General features: G+C 36.9%; 18 protein-coding genes. 4 read left to right on the top strand and 14 right to left on the bottom strand.

Features of this window, described 5'->3' with window-relative positions:
* Nucleotides 1-633: 633 nt before the first annotated feature.
* Both argS and CWR45_RS04600 read right to left on the bottom strand, forming a co-directional pair.
* Nucleotides 634-2,304: an arginine--tRNA ligase gene (gene argS / locus CWR45_RS04605; protein ID WP_115748629.1), complete on the bottom strand. Its 1,671-nt coding sequence runs from the start codon at nt 2,302-2,304 to the stop codon at nt 634-636.
* Nucleotides 2,301-2,741, bottom strand: a complete 441-nt coding sequence (locus CWR45_RS04600; RefSeq protein ID WP_115748628.1) for a YwiB family protein — start codon at nt 2,739-2,741, stop codon at nt 2,301-2,303. Before CWR45_RS04600 ends, argS begins: the two co-directional genes overlap by 4 nt.
* A gap of 360 nt (nt 2,742-3,101) precedes the next feature.
* Here CWR45_RS04600 and CWR45_RS04595 point away from each other — a divergent pair, with 360 nt between their 5' ends.
* A complete protein-coding gene (locus CWR45_RS04595; protein ID WP_115748627.1) occupies nt 3,102-5,144 on the top strand; it encodes a transglycosylase domain-containing protein in 2,043 nt (680 codons plus the stop codon).
* Nucleotides 5,145-6,090: 946 nt separating this feature from the next.
* Here CWR45_RS04595 and CWR45_RS04590 read toward each other — a convergent pair.
* The 3 genes from CWR45_RS04590 to CWR45_RS04580 form a co-directional block, all read right to left on the bottom strand.
* Nucleotides 6,091-6,612: a YwhD family protein gene (locus CWR45_RS04590; protein WP_115748626.1), complete on the bottom strand. Its 522-nt coding sequence runs from the start codon at nt 6,610-6,612 to the stop codon at nt 6,091-6,093.
* 83 nt (nt 6,613-6,695) lie between these two features.
* Nucleotides 6,696-7,193, bottom strand: a complete 498-nt coding sequence (locus tag CWR45_RS04585; protein WP_115748625.1) for a YwgA family protein — start codon at nt 7,191-7,193, stop codon at nt 6,696-6,698.
* 13 nt (nt 7,194-7,206) lie between these two features.
* Complete coding sequence (locus CWR45_RS04580) at nt 7,207-8,502, bottom strand: HD domain-containing protein (RefSeq protein WP_115748624.1); 1,296 nt, start codon at nt 8,500-8,502, stop codon at nt 7,207-7,209.
* A gap of 234 nt (nt 8,503-8,736) precedes the next feature.
* Between CWR45_RS04580 and CWR45_RS04575 the strand changes: the two genes are divergently transcribed.
* Nucleotides 8,737-9,585, top strand: coding sequence for a lipoate--protein ligase family protein (locus CWR45_RS04575; protein WP_115748623.1), 849 nt, complete (start codon nt 8,737-8,739; stop codon nt 9,583-9,585).
* Nucleotides 9,586-10,050: 465 nt separating this feature from the next.
* Here CWR45_RS04575 and pta read toward each other — a convergent pair whose 3' ends face one another.
* On the bottom strand, nt 10,051-11,031 hold the full coding sequence (gene pta / locus CWR45_RS04570; protein ID WP_115748622.1) for a phosphate acetyltransferase: 981 nt from the start codon (nt 11,029-11,031) through the stop codon (nt 10,051-10,053).
* 224 nt (nt 11,032-11,255) lie between these two features.
* Here pta and hemQ point away from each other — a divergent pair, with 224 nt between their 5' ends.
* Nucleotides 11,256-12,005 carry a hydrogen peroxide-dependent heme synthase gene (gene hemQ, locus CWR45_RS04565; RefSeq protein WP_115748621.1) on the top strand — a complete coding sequence of 250 codons (750 nt, stop codon included), beginning with the start codon at nt 11,256-11,258 and terminating at the stop codon, nt 12,003-12,005.
* A gap of 147 nt (nt 12,006-12,152) precedes the next feature.
* Nucleotides 12,153-12,629: a spore coat protein GerQ gene (gene gerQ / locus CWR45_RS04560; RefSeq protein ID WP_115748620.1), complete on the top strand. Its 477-nt coding sequence runs from the start codon at nt 12,153-12,155 to the stop codon at nt 12,627-12,629.
* A 336-nt stretch (nt 12,630-12,965) separates the two neighbouring features.
* Here gerQ and CWR45_RS04550 read toward each other — a convergent pair whose 3' ends face one another.
* The 8 genes from CWR45_RS04550 to CWR45_RS04510 form a co-directional block, all read right to left on the bottom strand.
* Nucleotides 12,966-13,334 carry a DUF423 domain-containing protein gene (locus tag CWR45_RS04550; protein WP_115748618.1) on the bottom strand — a complete coding sequence of 123 codons (369 nt, stop codon included), beginning with the start codon at nt 13,332-13,334 and terminating at the stop codon, nt 12,966-12,968.
* A 19-nt stretch (nt 13,335-13,353) separates the two neighbouring features.
* On the bottom strand, nt 13,354-13,644 hold the full coding sequence (locus CWR45_RS04545; RefSeq protein WP_115748617.1) for a YwdI family protein: 291 nt from the start codon (nt 13,642-13,644) through the stop codon (nt 13,354-13,356).
* A gap of 273 nt (nt 13,645-13,917) precedes the next feature.
* On the bottom strand, nt 13,918-14,349 hold the full coding sequence (locus tag CWR45_RS04540; protein WP_245975335.1) for a GNAT family N-acetyltransferase: 432 nt from the start codon (nt 14,347-14,349) through the stop codon (nt 13,918-13,920).
* Nucleotides 14,350-14,395: 46 nt separating this feature from the next.
* Nucleotides 14,396-15,625: an erythromycin esterase family protein gene (locus CWR45_RS04535; protein ID WP_115748616.1), complete on the bottom strand. Its 1,230-nt coding sequence runs from the start codon at nt 15,623-15,625 to the stop codon at nt 14,396-14,398.
* Nucleotides 15,626-15,755: 130 nt separating this feature from the next.
* Nucleotides 15,756-16,241 carry a tetratricopeptide repeat protein gene (locus CWR45_RS04530; protein WP_115748615.1) on the bottom strand — a complete coding sequence of 162 codons (486 nt, stop codon included), beginning with the start codon at nt 16,239-16,241 and terminating at the stop codon, nt 15,756-15,758.
* An 82-nt stretch (nt 16,242-16,323) separates the two neighbouring features.
* Nucleotides 16,324-16,542: a helix-turn-helix domain-containing protein gene (locus tag CWR45_RS04525; protein WP_115748614.1), complete on the bottom strand. Its 219-nt coding sequence runs from the start codon at nt 16,540-16,542 to the stop codon at nt 16,324-16,326.
* 9 nt (nt 16,543-16,551) lie between these two features.
* Nucleotides 16,552-17,028 (bottom strand): DUF2975 domain-containing protein, encoded by a 477-nt coding sequence (locus CWR45_RS04520; protein ID WP_115748613.1) that lies wholly within the window; start codon nt 17,026-17,028, stop codon nt 16,552-16,554.
* A gap of 547 nt (nt 17,029-17,575) precedes the next feature.
* Nucleotides 17,576-18,079, bottom strand: coding sequence for a GNAT family N-acetyltransferase (locus tag CWR45_RS04510; protein WP_342770082.1), 504 nt, complete (start codon nt 18,077-18,079; stop codon nt 17,576-17,578).
* Nucleotides 18,080-18,095 lie beyond the last annotated feature (16 nt).

Raw genomic sequence — 18,095 nt, 5'->3', positions numbered from 1 at the left:
CTTTCTCCTATCCAATGTTAGCGATTACATTTATTTGAAATGTTTAACTTATTAAATTCTATTTCTACTTTAACAATGAATGACCATTCAGTCAATCAGTTTTTAACTTTTCAATTTATTCTTTTCTTTAGGTTTATTGAAATGTTGGGTAGTAGCGAATTAACGGGTCTCCACTAACGTTTAGATAAAGTGCGAACTAGTTTATTGCACTAAGGGATCTCGGGTTATTCTCCAGGAATACACTTCGTTTTCCGTAGGGAGCTGGCGAGCCTACTCGAGCTATGGCACTTTATTTTCGAGGAGTCTACGTGTATTTCTTCCGCTGGAATGGTAATCAAATTTATTATTTTACTAACTTTCCATACCTCTCTCAAAGCCGTCGATTGCACAAAAAACTGTATATTCTTCAAAATTAAAGAACGATCTTTCAAATTTCAAATTAATGTTGGAAAGTTGGAAACTTATTCTATAAAAAATAGCTTTTATTGAAAAACTATTTCGGGGATTTTCATTGAAGAATCCAACCGGATTGCTCTCAGTTATAACGTGTACTAGTTGTACTTTACAACTAATTCGCATTTTATATAAAAAACACGACCACCCTTTCACTTAGAAAAGGAGTCGTGTTTTTCATTACATTTTCTCTGGTGCGGTTACGCCAATTAATCTTAATGCATTTTCTATCGTAATGCGAACTGCTTTCATTAGCGCTATTCTTGCACTTGTTTGTTCTAGATTATCTTGATCAAGCACCTTCTCTGCATTATAGAAGCTATGCAAGAGGGTTGCTAAATTATAGACATATTGTGTTACCTTATGTGGTGTTTCCATTTCTGCTGCATCTGCAATCATTTGTGGGAATTCACCGAGTTTCTTTAATAAATCTACTTCTTTTTCAGCGGTGAGTCGTGATACATCATATTCACCGTCAATATCAAATCCTTTGTTTTTAGCCTGTTCTAGCATCGTACAAATTCTAGCATGTGCATACTGAACATAATAAACAGGATTTTCATTTGTTTGTGATCTCGCCAAATCCATATCGAAATCAAGTTGTGAATCATTGGAACGTGTGATGAAGGTATACCGTGTTGCATCAACACCAACTTCCTCCATTAAATCTTTTAAGGAAACTGCTTTCCCTGTACGCTTACTCATCCGAACCTTTTCTCCACCTTCAAACAGGTTCACCATTTGGATAATTTTTACTTCCATTTTCTCCGCTGGATAACCTAGTGCCTGAATTGCAGCACGCATTCTTGGAATATAGCCGTGGTGATCTGCGCCCCAAACGTTGATGATTTTATCAAAGCCACGATCCAATTTATCTTTATGGTATGCAATGTCTGGTGTAAAGTAAGTGAAACTGCCATCATTTTTAATTAAAACACGGTCTTTATCATCGCCTAAATCTGTCGTTTTAAACCATGTAGCACCATCCTGCTCATAAATATGGCTGCCTTTTTTCAATGTTTCTAGTGCATCTGAAATTTTATCATCTTTATATAACGATCTTTCAGAGAACCAGTTGTCAAAATGAACGCCAAATTCTTCAAGATCCTCTTCAATATTAGCAAGCGATGCTTTTAATCCGTATTCCTTGAAAAATTCCATCCGCTCTGCTTTTTCCTTTGCTGCCCATTCATCGCCATATTCTGCTACCAATGCTTTTGCAATATCAATGATTGCTTGTCCATGATAACCGTCTTCAGGCATTTCAGCATTCTGGCCGATTTCTTGAAGATAACGTGCTTCAACAGATAAACCTAGATTATCGATTTGATTCCCAGCATCATTAATATAATATTCACGTTCAACCTTATAACCGGCAGCATCAAGTACATTACATAATACATCACCAAATGCTGCTCCACGTGCATGCCCTAAATGAAGGTCTCCTGTTGGATTAACAGAAACAAATTCTACTTGCACCCGTTTCCCTTTTCCTGCATCTGTTTTTCCGTATGTATCATTCGCTTTTAAAATCGTTGGAATGATTTCTCCCAGAAAATCATTTTTCATGAAGAAGTTAATGAAACCTGGTCCAGCAATCTCAACCTTTTCAATCGATGCTTTCGATTGATCTAAGTTTGCTACAATCTCATCAGCAATTTGGCGAGGAGCTTTCTTGGCAATTCTTGCAAGTTGCATCGCAATATTGGATGCGAAATCCCCATGTGATTTATCTTTTGGTTTATCTAATACAATTGTTGGCAGCTCCTCTTCTGTCGCAAGCTTTGCCCCAAGAACAGCGGCCTTAATTTCTTGTTTTAATGTTTCTTCCGTTTGTTCTAAAACGTTCATTGTGAATCCTCCTCTTTATAATGTAACACCAATTCATGAGCACGTTCTTCTTGCCCATTCAGCTTCACTTTATAGGAAATGCTTAAATGTCCACCATCATTCTCATCCAATTGCTGATGGGTAATTGCATCTGTAAAAGTTTCCATATGTAGTGTTCCATGTGGATGCTTGTATATATTTTCCGTAATTTGATTCTCCCGGAACTTCTGGGTCATTGATACAACACCAGTACGCTTGATGCTTACTTTATCTGCTTGAATCGTAATGAAATTATTAATCGCAGCAGTGTCTTCAATATTCTCTTCATACGTGAGAACATCCATATTGCCTTTTCGATAATAGTTACCAATATGTGTTGATGTATTATCTTCCAGCTGCCCTTGATCATTAATCCTTACGCTCAAGGTTATTCTAACCTTCTTTTGGACGGTATCCATAAAATCGCCTCATAACTTTATTCAAAATAGGAAAGTATTATATTCCTTTTGCAATTCCGTGACAAGAAAGACCACGTCCAGCTAGAGTTCCTCATATCTCCTATGAAGGAATGTTCGAAACGTCGAACCACTCCAAACTGCGGGGGCAGTCAGTACGTCGAAAACGGGTACTTTCACCTTTGTTCAAAAATCCATATAGTGTTCTTATTATATCTGTAAGTATGGGGTGTTTTCAATATCTATCTAATATCTTCTAAATTCGGTGCATTTAATTTTTATTTTCGCTAAGGCGTTTATTTCCTTCTATCCTTTCCCATAATGGAAATAAAACAGTCATTTAAACAGATGGGGATAATATCAATGAAGCGTCAATTACCTTTTAAAAATAGAAAATGGATTATTTTAAAACTATTTATCGGCATGTTTATTTCTGCATGCTTGTTTTTAATAGGAATCTATTTTATTAGTTTTCTAATGGGTCCTCCAGCACTGACAAGTGAAGAAAATACGATTTATTATAGCAATAATGGTGAAGTTATTGGTGAGGATAGTGGGCTTGAAAACAGATATTGGCTTGATTTGGATGAGATACCTCCTGCAATTGTCGATGCAACCATACTGATTGAAGACCAACATTTCTTTGAACATAACGGCTTTGACCTAAAACGGATTGCTGGGGCAATCTTAAAGAACATCCAATCGCTTTCCCTAAAAGAGGGCGCAAGTACGCTGACACAGCAATATGCAAGAAATGTATTTTTATCCCATGAAAAAACATGGACAAGAAAGCTCAAAGAAGCATTTTATACCATTCGTTTAGAAATGTACTATTCAAAAGAAGAGATTCTCGAAGGCTATTTAAATACGGTTTATTATGGACATGGGACGTATGGGGTAGAGGCCGCGAGTAAATACTTTTTTGATAAATCCGCGGAAGAACTGGATTTGGCTGAAGCGGCTATGCTAGCAGGTGTTCCAAAGGGGCCAACATATTATTCCCCTTTTAATAACGCAGAAAATGCTATAAACAGACAAGCAATCATTTTACAGTTAATGCTGAATAATAACGCTATAACAATGCAAGAATACGAACACGCAAAAAAAGAGGTGCTTGCTTACTCGCAAACTAGGAAAATAGATAAAAAAAAGAAGATTGGACCTTATTTCCAAGATCTAGCTTTAAAAGAGGCAGCAAAATTATTAGATTTAGAAATGAAAGCAGTTCGTACTGGAGGGTTTAATATTTATACTACCTTGGATGTCGACGAACAATCCAAGCTCGAAACTACGACTAGTGCAACAATTAGCGGACAAAGTAACATCGAAATCGGTGCAATGGCCATGGATCCAGAATCAGGGGCAATCCGTGCACTAATTGGGGGAAGAGATTACCAAAAGAGTCCCTTTAATCGTGCCGTAGATGCACTGCGAATGCCTGGGTCGACCTTTAAGCCCTTCTTATATTATGCAGCATTAAATAACGGCTATACGGCAAGTACGCTTCTAGAAAGTAAACCGACAACTTTTACGCTAGAAGATGGCGAAGTATACTCACCAAGTAATTATAACGATTATTATGCAGAAGAACCAATCACATTGGCACAAGCACTATCACTTTCCGATAATATTTATGCAGTGAAAACGAATTTATATTTAGGGACCGATAATTTAGTTAAGACTGCAAGACAATTCGGGATTACAAGTGATTTACCAGCAGTCCCTTCCCTTGCACTCGGAACCGCTACTGTATCACTGAAAGAGATGGTAACAGCATATGGTATGCTGGCAAATGGCGGTAAGCAAATTGATGGACATACGATTGAAAAAATTACGGACCGAAATGGAAATATTATTTTTGAGCGGGATAATGACCCTGGGCGGCAAGTGCTTGAACCGAAGCAAGCTTTCATTTTAACTAATTTAATGACTGGCATGTTTGATCACAATCTCGATGGTTATACAACTGTAACAGGAGCTAGCATTGCCGATAGTCTTACTCGACCATATGCAGGAAAATCAGGAACAACGAAATCAGATAATTGGATGATTGGCTATAGCCCAAGCTTAGTAACAGGAATCTGGACTGGGTATGATGATAATCGCGCAATGGAAATAGTTGCAGAAAATGCTTATGCGAAACAAATTTGGGCGAATTTCATGGAAGATGCACATAAAGAATTACCTCAGGAAAATTTCACTGTTCCGGTTGGTGTCGTTGGCATTCCAATCGATCCAACTACCGGTGCACTCGCTACCCCATATTGTGACACTAGTGTGATCATGTATTTTGAAATGGGAACCGAGCCAAGACGTTATTGTATGGAGCATTTTCATAAGGAAGATAAAGTTGGACCGAATCAAAATAAAGGAATCGTAGAACGGTGGTTTGATTTGTTGTTTTAGCTTGAAATAGTTAGCTCTAAGTTAAATAAATTCACTACAGGGACAGTTGTGACGAGCAGCTGCTCATTTTTTGATTGTTTACCAGCAGCTTTTGCTTTTAGAAAACCGGGCTACTGGCACCCTGTATTTAAGTGATAGCCTTCATTGCACTTATACAGTGTGAGATTTTATGCTTTCTCATCGAGAAATGATAATTCGTGGTTGATATAAGGTGTGCGAACTATGAGCTACGTTGATTTCCGCTGCGGACAGTCGCGCATCCGGAGGGCACCGCGGTCTGCTCCTCTCGGAAGAAGAACACTTCCGATGGATCTTCAGCCGTTGCTATTCCCGCAGGAGTCTCCTGTCCTCCACTTCAATCAACGGCTATGATGAGGAATTGCCCGCTCGTCTTATGTATGACAGCAATTGCAAAATCCCAGCGGAAGAAATACACGAAGACTCCTCGAAAATAAAGTTCAATTTGTCTGATTGCGATGGAACGCTGCCGAAGCCTTCCTTGTCCTGCGGGAAGAAGAGCCTAGGTGAGACTACGAAGTGCGACAGCACGAGTAGGCTCACCAGCTCCCCTAAGGTGCGCGTAGTGTATTTCTAGAGCGACAGCCAAGGCAGCAAGTGTTACCCTAGTTAGTTCGTAGTTTATGGGTTTGTTGAGTTTCTAAACAAGAATAGAATGGAATTAAATCAATGCAACTTCTCAAGAAAAGAATTTGCACAAGTTATATTTCTAAACAATCCTCCCCTACAAAAAAAGAAGCCAACAATGTCGTGGTTCCGTACCACTTGATTGTTGACCTCTTTTTTGTCCTAGCAATACATGAGTGAACCCATGTATTTATATTTTACAAATTATATGAACAAAGTACAAATTTTTCAGCTTTTTACCACTATTCATTCACAAATTGTTCATATTTATATTTTCGATTTAGCATTTGTATTCGCATTATTATTCTGGAAGTGCGTTTTTCAACTCATCTGTTGAATTATCCCACATCGCCTGGTTAAATTCGACTAAGAAATCCTTTAGTAACTTTTTCGATGACTCGTCCATATGATCAACGACAATTTTCCCCTTTAAAGATTTTTCCATATGTGTAACATGCTGAGGCATCGATTTATAGGCACGTTTAATCGAACGATCGATAATAATTTCACTGCCGGCTACACCACCGTAGTACGGTCCATTTTCATTACGATCAACATTCACCCAAACTATCCAGTAGAGCAGCCCATTTGGTACTTCTTCACGATTCGGAATAATCTTCACGCGTCGCTCGATTTCGCTTCTTGCGTGCATAGCACCCATATCGACATATGCCTTATTTTCATTCGGGTCGACGATTACAGGTGACATATTTTCCAAGCTAATCACACCTGATCCGTATCCACCATGTCCATCGGTCGAATCGTCTTTAATGATTGTAAAAGCATTACTTTTCTTTTTGTTGGCGTTTTGTTCTGAACTCATATCATTTATCCCCCTCTTCCATCCAAGCTATTTATTTACCTAGATTGTAACACATACATCCATAACGGATTGTTTCCGCTAAATTATGGTTGCTTAATATCCTTAATAAATTGTATTGCTTCCTCAATTTCATTCTCGCTGAATTTCTGCTTCGGCTTCACTGTATGCACTTTTTCAATCGTTTCCTCGATTGGTAGGTCATCGAAGTAAAGCATCGTGGAAACAAGCTCTAAGAAACGCGAGCTCCTCTCTTTCAGCATATCCACTTTATTTTGATAACTTGGCATATCCAAATTAAATTGCTGTAAAAATGCTGCACCGTCAGTTGTAATCGTGTAATTGTACTGGAAATAATTACTTTTATCTTCCTTCGTTTCATCTAAAAAACCAAAGTTGCAAAGTTCCTCGACACGTAACGTGAGTTCCTCTGAATATGGGCCATATACATGAAAATGGTACTTCTCTTCAAATGGAATATTGCATTTCTGCAAAATATAAATCATCTTTTGCAGCTTTTTCCGGCCTGTCACACCATCAGCCATCGAAAAAAACTGCATGATTTTTGCATGGTTGGTTAACAAATCTTTCCTCTCCTTAATTATATAAAATCTCTTTCATCCGTTGTTTAATCCGTTCATCTGTGAGCGCCTCAATCCGATCTTTTGGAAAATAGAGCTTGTGATCTGTCCGTCTTTTTCCAGAGATGGCCTCTACGATATCGGATTGCCGTGAAAGTTCTTTTATCTCACCATCTGGCATTAATAAATTAATCGGTAGACGTTCCCCTTCTTCACCAGGTCGATAAAAGTCATAAGGTAAATCGGAAGAAGAATCGAGTACAAGATAATATTCTGGATCTATCCCAGCTTCAACAAATAATCTTGATAACTCCATCCACTTATCTATCGGTTGGTTTGGTGCATACTCGACATATTTGAATAAATGACGATTCATAAAACGTGCACATAAATCACGTAATATCTCGTCTTTTTCATCTTGCCATTGCTGGAAATAATAAAAAACGATTGTATCATCCAGCTTAAGATAATCCTCTAGCTTTACATCTTCATTAAAAAATGAAAGGAAATGCTTCGGTTCGAGTTTGAATGTGAAGTCTTCCGCTTCAAACAACACTTTTGCCCGTTGCAAAATTTTTGACAAAATAACTTCCGCACTTCTCGTCACCGGATGGAAGTAAACTTGCCAGTACATCTGATAACGACTCATAATATAATCTTCCACTGCATGCATCCCTGTTGACTTGATGACCACTTGATCCTCTATCGGACGCATTACGCGTAGAATTCGCTCCATATCAAAATGACCGTAGCTGACCCCTGTAAAATAGGCATCGCGCTGCAGGTAATCCATCCGGTCCGCATCAATTTGGCTGGAAATTAAACTAACAACTAATTTATCCTTATAGGTCTTCGCAATAACATCTGCAACATCTCTAGAAAAACCTGGGCTTACCTGCTCTAATACTTTATTAATGTTTGTGTCACCAACAATAATCTGCTGAGTAAAATATTCATGATCGAGCTTGAACACTTTTTCAAATGAATGTGAGAATGGTCCATGCCCTAAATCATGTAATAATGCTGCACATAAACAGAGTAAACGCTCCTCCTTATTCCAATGTGAGCGATCCTGGAAATTATTAATAATTCTTCTAACGATTTCGTATACACCAAGTGAATGATTAAACCTGCTATGCTCGGCGCCATGGAACGTTAAATTCGTTGTTCCTAATTGTTTGATTCGTCGTAACCGCTGAAATTCTGGAGTTGCAATTAAATCCCAAACAACCCTGTCCCTCACGTGAACATAACGGTGGACAGGATCTTTGAAAACTTTCTCCTCGGATAATTGTTCATCTCTATATGCCATTATTCCCCATCCGTTCTTTTTAGGTAGTTTAGAAAGTATAAAATATCTCTTACTGCATAAGTGTAGCTAATGGTTCACCGAAAGGCTTGGTTAAACCTTAGTTTTCTAAACGATTTTATTATATGATGTAATTATATTATAGTTATAGAGAAACTTCCATGAACGACACTAATTTGTAATACTTCATTTATGAGAGTCAGCAATGCTGAAATATTTGAAAAAAAGAGGGAAATTATGAAAAAATGGCACGAAATCATCACTCATGAAACCTTTCGATATATGGATCATTCAGATGAAAAACAAATAAATTCAAAACCAAATACTGCCTTAACATCATTCGCTGTGGATGATGCACTTGCAACATCCGTAAGTAATGGTGCATCTGCCCCCGTTATTCGATTATGGGTTCATCCTAAAACTGTCGTACTTGGGATACCAGATGCAAAGCTCCCATACATCGAAGAAGGGGTGCCATTTTTAACGCAGCACGGCTATCATACTGTCATAAGAAATTCTGGTGGACTTGCGGTTGTATTGGATAATGGGGTGCTCAATCTTTCTCTCGTCATTCCTGGTGTACATGATCTTTCCATTCACGATTGCTATGAAGCAATGGTTAGCTTCGTGCAATATATGCTCCGTGATTTAACCGATAAAATTGAAGCATATGAAATAGTCGGTTCCTATTGTCCAGGTGATTACGATTTAAGTATTAATGGCAAGAAGTTTGCAGGGATCTCACAACGGCGAATTAAAGATGGCGCAGCAATTCAAATTTATTTAGATGTAGAAGGAAATAGTAAAGAGCGGGCAGCACTCATTCGTGATTTTTACAGTATCAGTAAAAAAGACGCCGAAACGAAATTTGTCTACCCTACTGTAGCGCCGAATGTAATGGCATCCCTGTCAGAGTTGCTTGGACTTGAATTAACTGTAGAAGAAATGAAAGAGCGAGTGTATGCTGCTTTAAGGAATTTCAGTAAAGAGATTGTTGTTGAGGATTTTTCCGAAAACGAACTTGAAGTATTTGAAAAAAGATATGGTCAAATGGTGAAACGGAATGAAAAGATAACTAAGATGTAGGCAGGCTAAAGGCTGGGACGTTGGCTTGATATGTCGAGCTGTTGGGTATGTAGTTATAGTTCTCAGCTTGGTTAGTAGAGCTTTCAGATATTGAGTTGGAGCTCTTAGCTTGGCGAGCGGAGCTGTTAGATATTTGGTTGGAGCGCTTCGATAGGCAGGTGGAGCTGTTAGATATTGAGTTGGAGCTCTTAGTTTGAGAGTAGTATTATTTTATTGAAAGAAATTTAATTCAGTTACAGAACAAGTACAATCAGCTAAATCAGCAGATGTATTAGAAAACTAAAGTTTAACCTATCTTTTTGGTGACAGCCCTTAGGGGAAGTTCGGTTAAAAACGCGACCTCCAGTTGCAGCACCGAACTGACCTACATCCTGTAGGTCCCACTTATGTAGTAAGAAACTTAACTATCAACAAAAAAGCCTGTACTAAATATCACTCTAGTACAGGCCCTCTTAATTTAGATTATTATTCAGCAGCTACTGCTTGGGATGCAGTAATGATTGCTAAATTATAAACATCTTCAGCGTTACAGCCACGTGATAGGTCGTTAACTGGTTTGTTTAATCCTTGTAAAATAGGACCAACAGCTTCAAATCCACCTAGTCGTTGTGCAATTTTATAACCTATGTTTCCTGCTTCAAGACTTGGGAAGACAAATACGTTTGCATCCCCTTTGATAACAGAATCTGGAGCTTTTTTCTCTGCAACACTTGGTACGAATGCAGCGTCAAACTGGAATTCACCATCAATTACAAGTGAGGCATCTTTTTCTTTTGCAAGCTTCAATGCCTCTGCAACTTTTTCTGTTTCCTCAGATTTAGCTGAACCCTTAGTTGAGAAGCTAAGCATTGCAACGCGTGGATCAATATCAAATAGTTTAGCTGTTACAGCACTTTCTGCTGCAATCTCTGCTAAATCTTGGCTGTCAGGCGCAATATTGATTGCACAATCTGCAAACACATATTTCTCATCATCACGAACCATGATGAATACTCCTGAGGTTTTCTTAAGGCCTTCTTTTGTTTTAATGATTTGTAATGCAGGGCGAACTGTATCTGAAGTTGAATGTGCAGCACCACTTACTAAACCATCTGCTTTATTTAGATAAACAAGCATTGTTCCAAAATAATTTTCATCAAGAAGGATTTTACGTGCATCCTCTTCTGTTGCTTTACCTTTACGACGCTCAACAAATGCAGCAACCATTGCATCGAATTCAGCGTATTCTGCTGGATCGATTATTGTAAGTGAAGATACGTCTGCACCAACCGCTTCCGCTTTCTTACTAACTTCTTCTTTATTACCAATTAAAATTGGTTCAACAATTCCTTCTGCACTAAGTTTACTTGCAGCAGTAAGAATTCTTTCATCTAATCCTTCTGGAAATACAATTTTTTTATTTTTCGATGATACTTTAGATGTTAATTGATCAAATAGCTGGCTCATCTTTTACCCTCCAAATTAAAATTGCTAAATCTAGCACACACTAATGATATAGGATTTAGACTGTAATTTAAAGCAAATACCTTTTTTTAGATTTTTGACAAAGAATCGACAACTGACTAAAATAGCTGAAATGGTGAATGCTTACCTATGATTAGAGTGCCCTGATTATGCTATAGTAAAAATACGGTTAAAATAAGTTTTATTACATATAAGGAGTGATTATCTTGGCTGAAGCAGTAATTACCATGGATGGTTGGTGTACACTACATGATACACGTACATTTGACTGGTCATCGTGGAAAATGACCTCGGAACAAGAAAGATCCGAAGCAATAGCAGAATTTGAACAACTTATGACGAAATGGGAGCAGACCGAGGAAGAGAAAAAAGGAAGTCAATCCATTTATAAAGTAGTCGGCAATAAAGCAGATTTACTATTTATTTTCCTGCGACCATCAATGGACGAGCTTGAAGAAATTAAAAGAGAAATAAATAAATCAAAAATTGGTGATTATTTAATCCCAGGATATTCTTATGTATCAATCGTTGAAATGACAATGCATAACCCAATGGATGAAGGAAAAGATCGTGTGCTTGACCCAAGAGTTGAAGCTCGCTTAAAACCAATTCTGCCAAGATGGGAGCATGCTTGCTTCTACCCAATGGCACGCCGCCGCAATGAAGAAGCAAATTGGTTCGAAATCGATAAAGCAGAAAGAACAAGATTACTTTATGATCATGGTATGACAGGTCGTAAGTATGCAGGTAAGGTGAAAGAAATCATTACAGGGTCGATTGGACTTGATGAATGGGAATGGGGAGTAACCTTATTTGCCCATGACCCGCTACAATTCAAGAAAATCGTTTATGAAATGCGTTTTGATGAAGTAACAACGAAATATGCCGAGTTTGGTGATTTTATAATCGGAAATTATTTAGCAAAAGAAGCAGTTGCAACATACTTTGCATTGTAGATTGATTGATAATAGCCGTGCTGATTAAAAAACAGCATGGCTTTTTTTTAGTTATTATTTCCTTTAACCTCACATACATATAATTATTGAGTGAAGCAATGTAAAAGGTAATGCTTAAATGAAACACAATAATTAGGAGGTTTTTATATGAGCGAGAATCAAGAAGGTTCAAATCAGAATTCAAATCAAAGCAGAAGCCAGCAACAGTATACAGGACAAAATCCATATCAACCAAATCCATATTACTATTACCCACAGACGTCACAAGCATATTATCCAGCATATCCAACGAGACAATTCCCAACACCAGTACAACAGCAACCAAGTCAAACTCCAGGGGGACAAGGGCAACTCCCTTTACAGCAATCCTACATTGAAAACATTTTACGATTGAATCGCGGGAAGCTTGCAACAGTTCACATGACCTTTCCTGGTGACGATCATAAAACGTTTAAAGGAATTATTGAAGCTGCAGGTCGAGATCATATAATCTTAAGCGAACCTTCAACAGGAAGACGCGTTCTACTGCTGATGGTTTACCTAGATTACGTTACATTTGACGAGGAAATTAATTATGCATACCCATTTAATAGCCAGCAACTATCGACCCAACCACCTAGATAAATTGAGGTAGTGGAACAGAAAAAGGATGACACAGCAACGCTATTTTGTCATCCTTTTCATCCATTTTTTACTATACTAAGGAGCGATAACATGCGAAACCCTTATGAAAAATTTATCCGCATCGAACTTATTTTACTTGTTATTGTCATCCTAATTAGCTTAATCGCACTATTTCAGGGACTCTTTATCCTTGTCTTTCTATGCTTCTATCTTATCAGCTTGAGCTTAGTTTGTGACGCGCTTCTACATCTGTACTCCCACAACTCTCAGCAAGCTGGCAAACAAATTCTCCGTGCCGTAATGCTATTTATCTTAGCAACCTATCTCCTGTTTGCTTTATAAATTTCTCATAACTGCAGTTCCCAGCAAGATCCAACCAATTAAAAATGCTACCCCACCGATTGGTGTAATCATCCCAAAGGTTTTAACGGATGTAACGGAATAAAGGTAAAGACTTCCAGAAAATATAATAATACCTACTAAGAACATCCATCCAGCCCACTGAAGTCCACCACTTTGGAACTTAGCTAAAAGCAGACCTGTAACAAATAATGCCATCGTATGGAACATTTGATAATCTACTGCAGTATTCCATGTACCGATTTGTTTTTCAGATACCTTTCCTTCTAGTCCGTGCGCACCAAATGCCCCAAGCGCAACTGCGATAAATCCGTTAATTGCTCCTAAAATTAAAAATAATTTCATCCCAATTACTCCCCTCTAATTAAAAATCAAAAATAGAACCACCGTTTGCTTCCTCTTCATCATCAATGACAACCTTCTTTATTTGTCCTTGATTACCAATCATTGCCCTTAATTCTTCCTCAGAAATCTCATTGGAATCCTTACTCCTAGTTATTACTGCAGGCGTTGACTCCTCTTCTATAAATAAATCACATAACACCTTCACATTCGAAATGTGACGCACCATTGTATCCTGATTATGCTGATTTTCCTTTGCCAAATTCAATTCATTAATCATCTTTTTTATTATCGTATTATTTTCTACTGCCAATCAAACCACTCCTCAGATTAGAAAACTTGGTTGTACTTATTATAGTTAGAAAGCTTCTATACTTGCTTAACTACCAAAATACTCTAAAGCTCGTTCTATTATAGCATGATTGATTTTCGATTTAATATGAAAAGGACTTGATGGGATTTTAGTGAGGACAACACACTCTCAATACTTAAACGACCACCAGAATATACTGGTGGTCGTTTAAGTAATATTTCATTGAAAAAATTCCCTTTGATAAGATTCTGTTTCCTGCACTTATTGCAAAAGTTATCTTCCTAATAATTTATAAAACCCTGTCGCTTTTCGTTCAAATCCTCTGTTTGTATAAAATTTATGGGCATCGTTTCGCTCGCTTCGATTTCCACTATTCAACACAATTCTGTTTGCACCTTGTTCCTTCGCCCATTCTTCAGCCTTTAACATTAACATTTCACCAATTCCTTGTTTCCTATACTTGGAATCGACCACCAATGCAACAATTCTTACATAGTTTTCATTCTTTTCATAATGAAACCCTAGCATCATTCCAATCATACCGACAATAGCACCATCAATTTCAGCTACTTGAGTGTTATATAAAGCATTAGAATTAATCTTTGAAAAACGCTGTTCCATTTCATCTGTCGTTGTTGGATAGCCCAATTCTCCCATCAGAACTGCCAATTGACTTATATCGTTATCAGTTGCTATTCTAAGCAAAATTTCCCCTCCTAATAAGAGCAATCGATTTATCATTATCCCTCTTTTATATATGACGCGATGGTGATACCTCTTTTACAAAAAATATACCATCAAGCTGTTTCTTAGGAATAATAAAGGTGTGTATCATACCAGAATCCAAAATCACTGTATTTCGCGATATCCATTTATTTACTCGATTCAATGACGCTTTAGAAAAATCAAGAAAAGATACAGGGCTTGGATTATGATTCATATAATCCTCTATACTATTCTTTGGCGGCTTTTCTAGCTTTTGAGTGGTTTTCTTATCAAACGTAACTTCTCCTTGATACATAAATAGACCAAGATAATAGGATTGTCTTTCGAACTTCGGACTCATTAAGGACCCCATCGGTTTATAGCTGCTTGTTATATTTTTATAAATATGGTTATTATGAGCCCAAATAATTATTTTTTCGTTTGGGTAAAGTTCGTTACAAATCCATTCTAAATTATCCGCCATCACTCTATCACGAATCTTTAGAAAATCTCTTTTTCTAGAAGCTAAATGATTCAAAAAGAGTTGTCTGTTCTCTAAAGCTTTTTGAATAACGGCATATTCCTTGCTCAATCCATTCCGCTCAAACTCCCTTTTTAAATACTTTAGCATCGTTTGTAAATGGATAATTAGCTTATCTTGCTCTTTTTTGGTTTTAAAATAATTGTTTAATATTTCTTTCGGAACCTTTTTTCGTGTAGCCTTATATATGCCAATTTGTTCATAGAAGGATATCGCAGTATTTTCGACCTTTTGTATACTTCGAATAAATTCTGATGGAAAGTTAATATTTAGTTGATTGATAAACGCTACAATCGAGCTTTTTTTCACAGATGGCTGCAAATCAAATCCAATCAGATTCAAATCACTATTTTCTTTAATTAATTCGAATAGTGGATAGGTTTCTTCTGTTTTCCACAAAGAGAAGATTGATTTATCCATTAATTCATTAACTGAAAGAGCCTCTTTCATATAATTTGAGCTATACCCTTCAACGAAACCACTTTCAAATGCAATTACTTTAAATCCCATTTTCTGATACAAGAAATGAATAAGTTTTGTCTTTAATAGACTGTGTTCAGCAATACCGTGGCCATTTTCACCGAGCCAAACAACCCGCTTATCCTTTAACACCTTTTCCAAAAATTTAAAGTCTTCTCCATTGCATTCAGTTAAGGATTCGATACGAAAGGAATGTTCCCTTACCCACTCCGTAGCCTTGTTATATTTTTTATTCCCTAATTGAAAGAGTGACAAATTTTACCCCCCTAGAAAAGCGAAATAGCGCTATATAATAAAATTACGTATTTACATAATAGCTTGTATTCTTACATACGATAGAAACCGCTAAAAGTTTCATAACTTCTTTCATTCCTAATTTATATTACTACTCCCATGTTTCATCTAATTTATCTTTATAAAAATTAATTGCCTTTTTATAGCTTTGAATGTTATCGTCCTTTGTTGTTTCAATTAGGCATGTTAATAGCAGCTCCATCGCTTTATGATGCTCGTTCAAATTATATAAAGTTATGGAATAGAACGTTTGTAATGCTCGGTTATTCGGGAAAGATTCAATTCCTTTTATAAATATACTTTTCGACTTTTCATATTCTCCCAATGTTCGATAAGTACTTCCTAGCCCTAAAAAAGCACCTTCCAATTCTCCTGAAGACAACCCCAGGTTGATTGCTTTTTCATAATAAGGCACAGCCTTCTTTTCTTCACCTAATAGATCAAAACTCCAGGCACATTGATAATTTACTCGCCCATTTTCAGGGTATTGCTTTACTAGTTCGATAAGCAATTTATTAGATTCGTTATGCTTTCCGTCTTTGCGTAAAGAAATGGCCTTGATCAATTCGTTTTCCATGTTTTTCAACTCCAGGTTATCTTGATTATTATGAACCTTATATTAATTAATAGATTAACCTTCGCACACATTAGATATTCTATTATTGACGCTCGTGATCATCCTGATATTCAAGAATATCCCCTGGTTGACAGTTCAACGCCTTACAAATTCCCTCTAATGTTGAAAATCGTACGGCCTTCGCCTTTCCATTTTTCAAAATAGAGAGGTTAGCCATCGTGATTCCAACCTTCTCTGAAAGCTCTGTAACACTCATTTTTCGTTTCGCTAACATCACATCTACATTAATAACAATTGCCATATTATCACCTCAAACTGTTAAATCATTTTCAGATTTCATATCAATCGCATTTTTAATTAGTTTCTTTAGTGTCGATGCAAAAACGGCAATAATAGTGGATGCAAATGTAATGGTAAGACCCATAATTGCGATTCCAGGATGCAGGGCGTTTTGTATGAATAGAAACAATCCACCGATTATATAAAAAACACTTATTGTAATCGCGCAATATACAATATTTTTTAATGATTTTACAGAAAAACATGAGAAAGCATTATGATTATCAATGTATGTTAAAATCTTTAATGCTTGATATAATGCAAAGAAGAATGGGATTGTTGTTACGTATAAACCGATTAAAACAAGATATTTTAAATAGGCCAAATCTGGTGCTATTTCTGCCGCCTCATTTGCTAGCCTTGGCAACAAGAATATGGACAAGGTAATGACAATAATTCCAATTAGAAAAACAGATATCCTTAAAAAAGTTGTTGATCCACGGTTCATAAAAAAAAGCACCTCGCAAATTAATTGATAATTCCATTTTAATACATTGTTTATCGCTTATCAATAAATAATTATTATCTTTTGATATATAAGGAATGGATTAGAATATAATATACGCATTGCAAAGAAGTTAAGGTGATGTGAAACTAGTGCAGAAAGCCGATTCCAGGATAAGGAATCGACCTCGGTAATTATATATTCAATTATTACATCATAATCTTTATTACGAAAGTTCCTTCAATGGAAACCCCTGGTCTTTTGCATATCGATTTACTAAACGAATGAATTGCTGCCTATTTATCGAATATGCATTATGAATCTCCCTTTCCCGTCATTTCGATAATCATATTCTTCATAAATAATAAAGTTTAAATGGTCCAACTTTTTGATAATAAACCGGTTACATTCATATTCGCCACATCTAATGTTATAAAAATAAATAAAATCAATGACTCAATCATACAATTCTTGACCAGAAATCTCGTCCTCTAAAAATGACTGCATTTTCTTTTGCAATATTATTCTCCCCCTCATTAATGAGACTGAGCTAGATCTCCCGTTTATATCTTAAGGATATTGCATTATCTTCAAGATTACTTTCATACGATTGCGTCTCCTTTTGAAAGATAAAACCTCTTGCTTCATAGAAGGGAATCCCTAGGGCGTTATCTTTTTGAACAGATACCCACTGCTCCTTTGCACCAAGACCCTTTTGCTGCTCAGTGATTGCTTGCAATATTTTGGAACCAATGCCTTCATTACGTCTATCCGGTTCAATGTACAGTACAAATAATTCCCCTGTTTCTTGTCCCGTCATACCTCCACCACCAGTACCGATAACACATGCGCCTTCCAAAGCAACAAAGTATCCGCCCCAATAAGGACTATGCTCTGTTACTTCCTTATGTACTCGTTTTTCGTTAAAGAATTCTTCACATCTTCTATCAATATATTCTTTTGTCAAAAAATCTTGGGAGGTTATTCGATATGCCCTTGTACATACATCAACAATCCCTTGAACATGCCTCTCGTTAGCCATTTGAACAATCACAATCTTTTTCCCCCTG

Origin of the sequence: Oceanobacillus chungangensis (genome assembly GCF_003369565.1) — a bacterium.
GTDB lineage: Bacteria > Bacillota > Bacilli > Bacillales > Amphibacillaceae > Oceanobacillus > Oceanobacillus chungangensis.
This window is presented reverse-complemented; position numbering and strand designations above follow the sequence as displayed.

What these genes read in the sequence shown, in the direction of transcription:
- argS (WP_115748629.1), bottom strand. Translation starts at nt 2,304, where the DNA reads ATGAACGTTTTAGAACAAACGGAAGAAACATTAAAACAAGAAATTAAG.
- CWR45_RS04600 (WP_115748628.1), bottom strand. Translation starts at nt 2,741, where the DNA reads ATGGATACCGTCCAAAAGAAGGTTAGAATAACCTTGAGCGTAAGGATT.
- CWR45_RS04595 (WP_115748627.1), top strand. Translation starts at nt 3,102, where the DNA reads ATGAAGCGTCAATTACCTTTTAAAAATAGAAAATGGATTATTTTAAAA.
- CWR45_RS04590 (WP_115748626.1), bottom strand. Translation starts at nt 6,612, where the DNA reads ATGAGTTCAGAACAAAACGCCAACAAAAAGAAAAGTAATGCTTTTACA.
- CWR45_RS04580 (WP_115748624.1), bottom strand. Translation starts at nt 8,502, where the DNA reads ATGGCATATAGAGATGAACAATTATCCGAGGAGAAAGTTTTCAAAGAT.
- CWR45_RS04575 (WP_115748623.1), top strand. Translation starts at nt 8,737, where the DNA reads ATGAAAAAATGGCACGAAATCATCACTCATGAAACCTTTCGATATATG.
- pta (WP_115748622.1), bottom strand. Translation starts at nt 11,031, where the DNA reads ATGAGCCAGCTATTTGATCAATTAACATCTAAAGTATCATCGAAAAAT.
- gerQ (WP_115748620.1), top strand. Translation starts at nt 12,153, where the DNA reads ATGAGCGAGAATCAAGAAGGTTCAAATCAGAATTCAAATCAAAGCAGA.
- CWR45_RS04550 (WP_115748618.1), bottom strand. Translation starts at nt 13,334, where the DNA reads ATGAAATTATTTTTAATTTTAGGAGCAATTAACGGATTTATCGCAGTT.
- CWR45_RS04530 (WP_115748615.1), bottom strand. Translation starts at nt 16,241, where the DNA reads ATGGAAAACGAATTGATCAAGGCCATTTCTTTACGCAAAGACGGAAAG.
- CWR45_RS04525 (WP_115748614.1), bottom strand. Translation starts at nt 16,542, where the DNA reads ATGGCAATTGTTATTAATGTAGATGTGATGTTAGCGAAACGAAAAATG.
- CWR45_RS04520 (WP_115748613.1), bottom strand. Translation starts at nt 17,028, where the DNA reads ATGAACCGTGGATCAACAACTTTTTTAAGGATATCTGTTTTTCTAATT.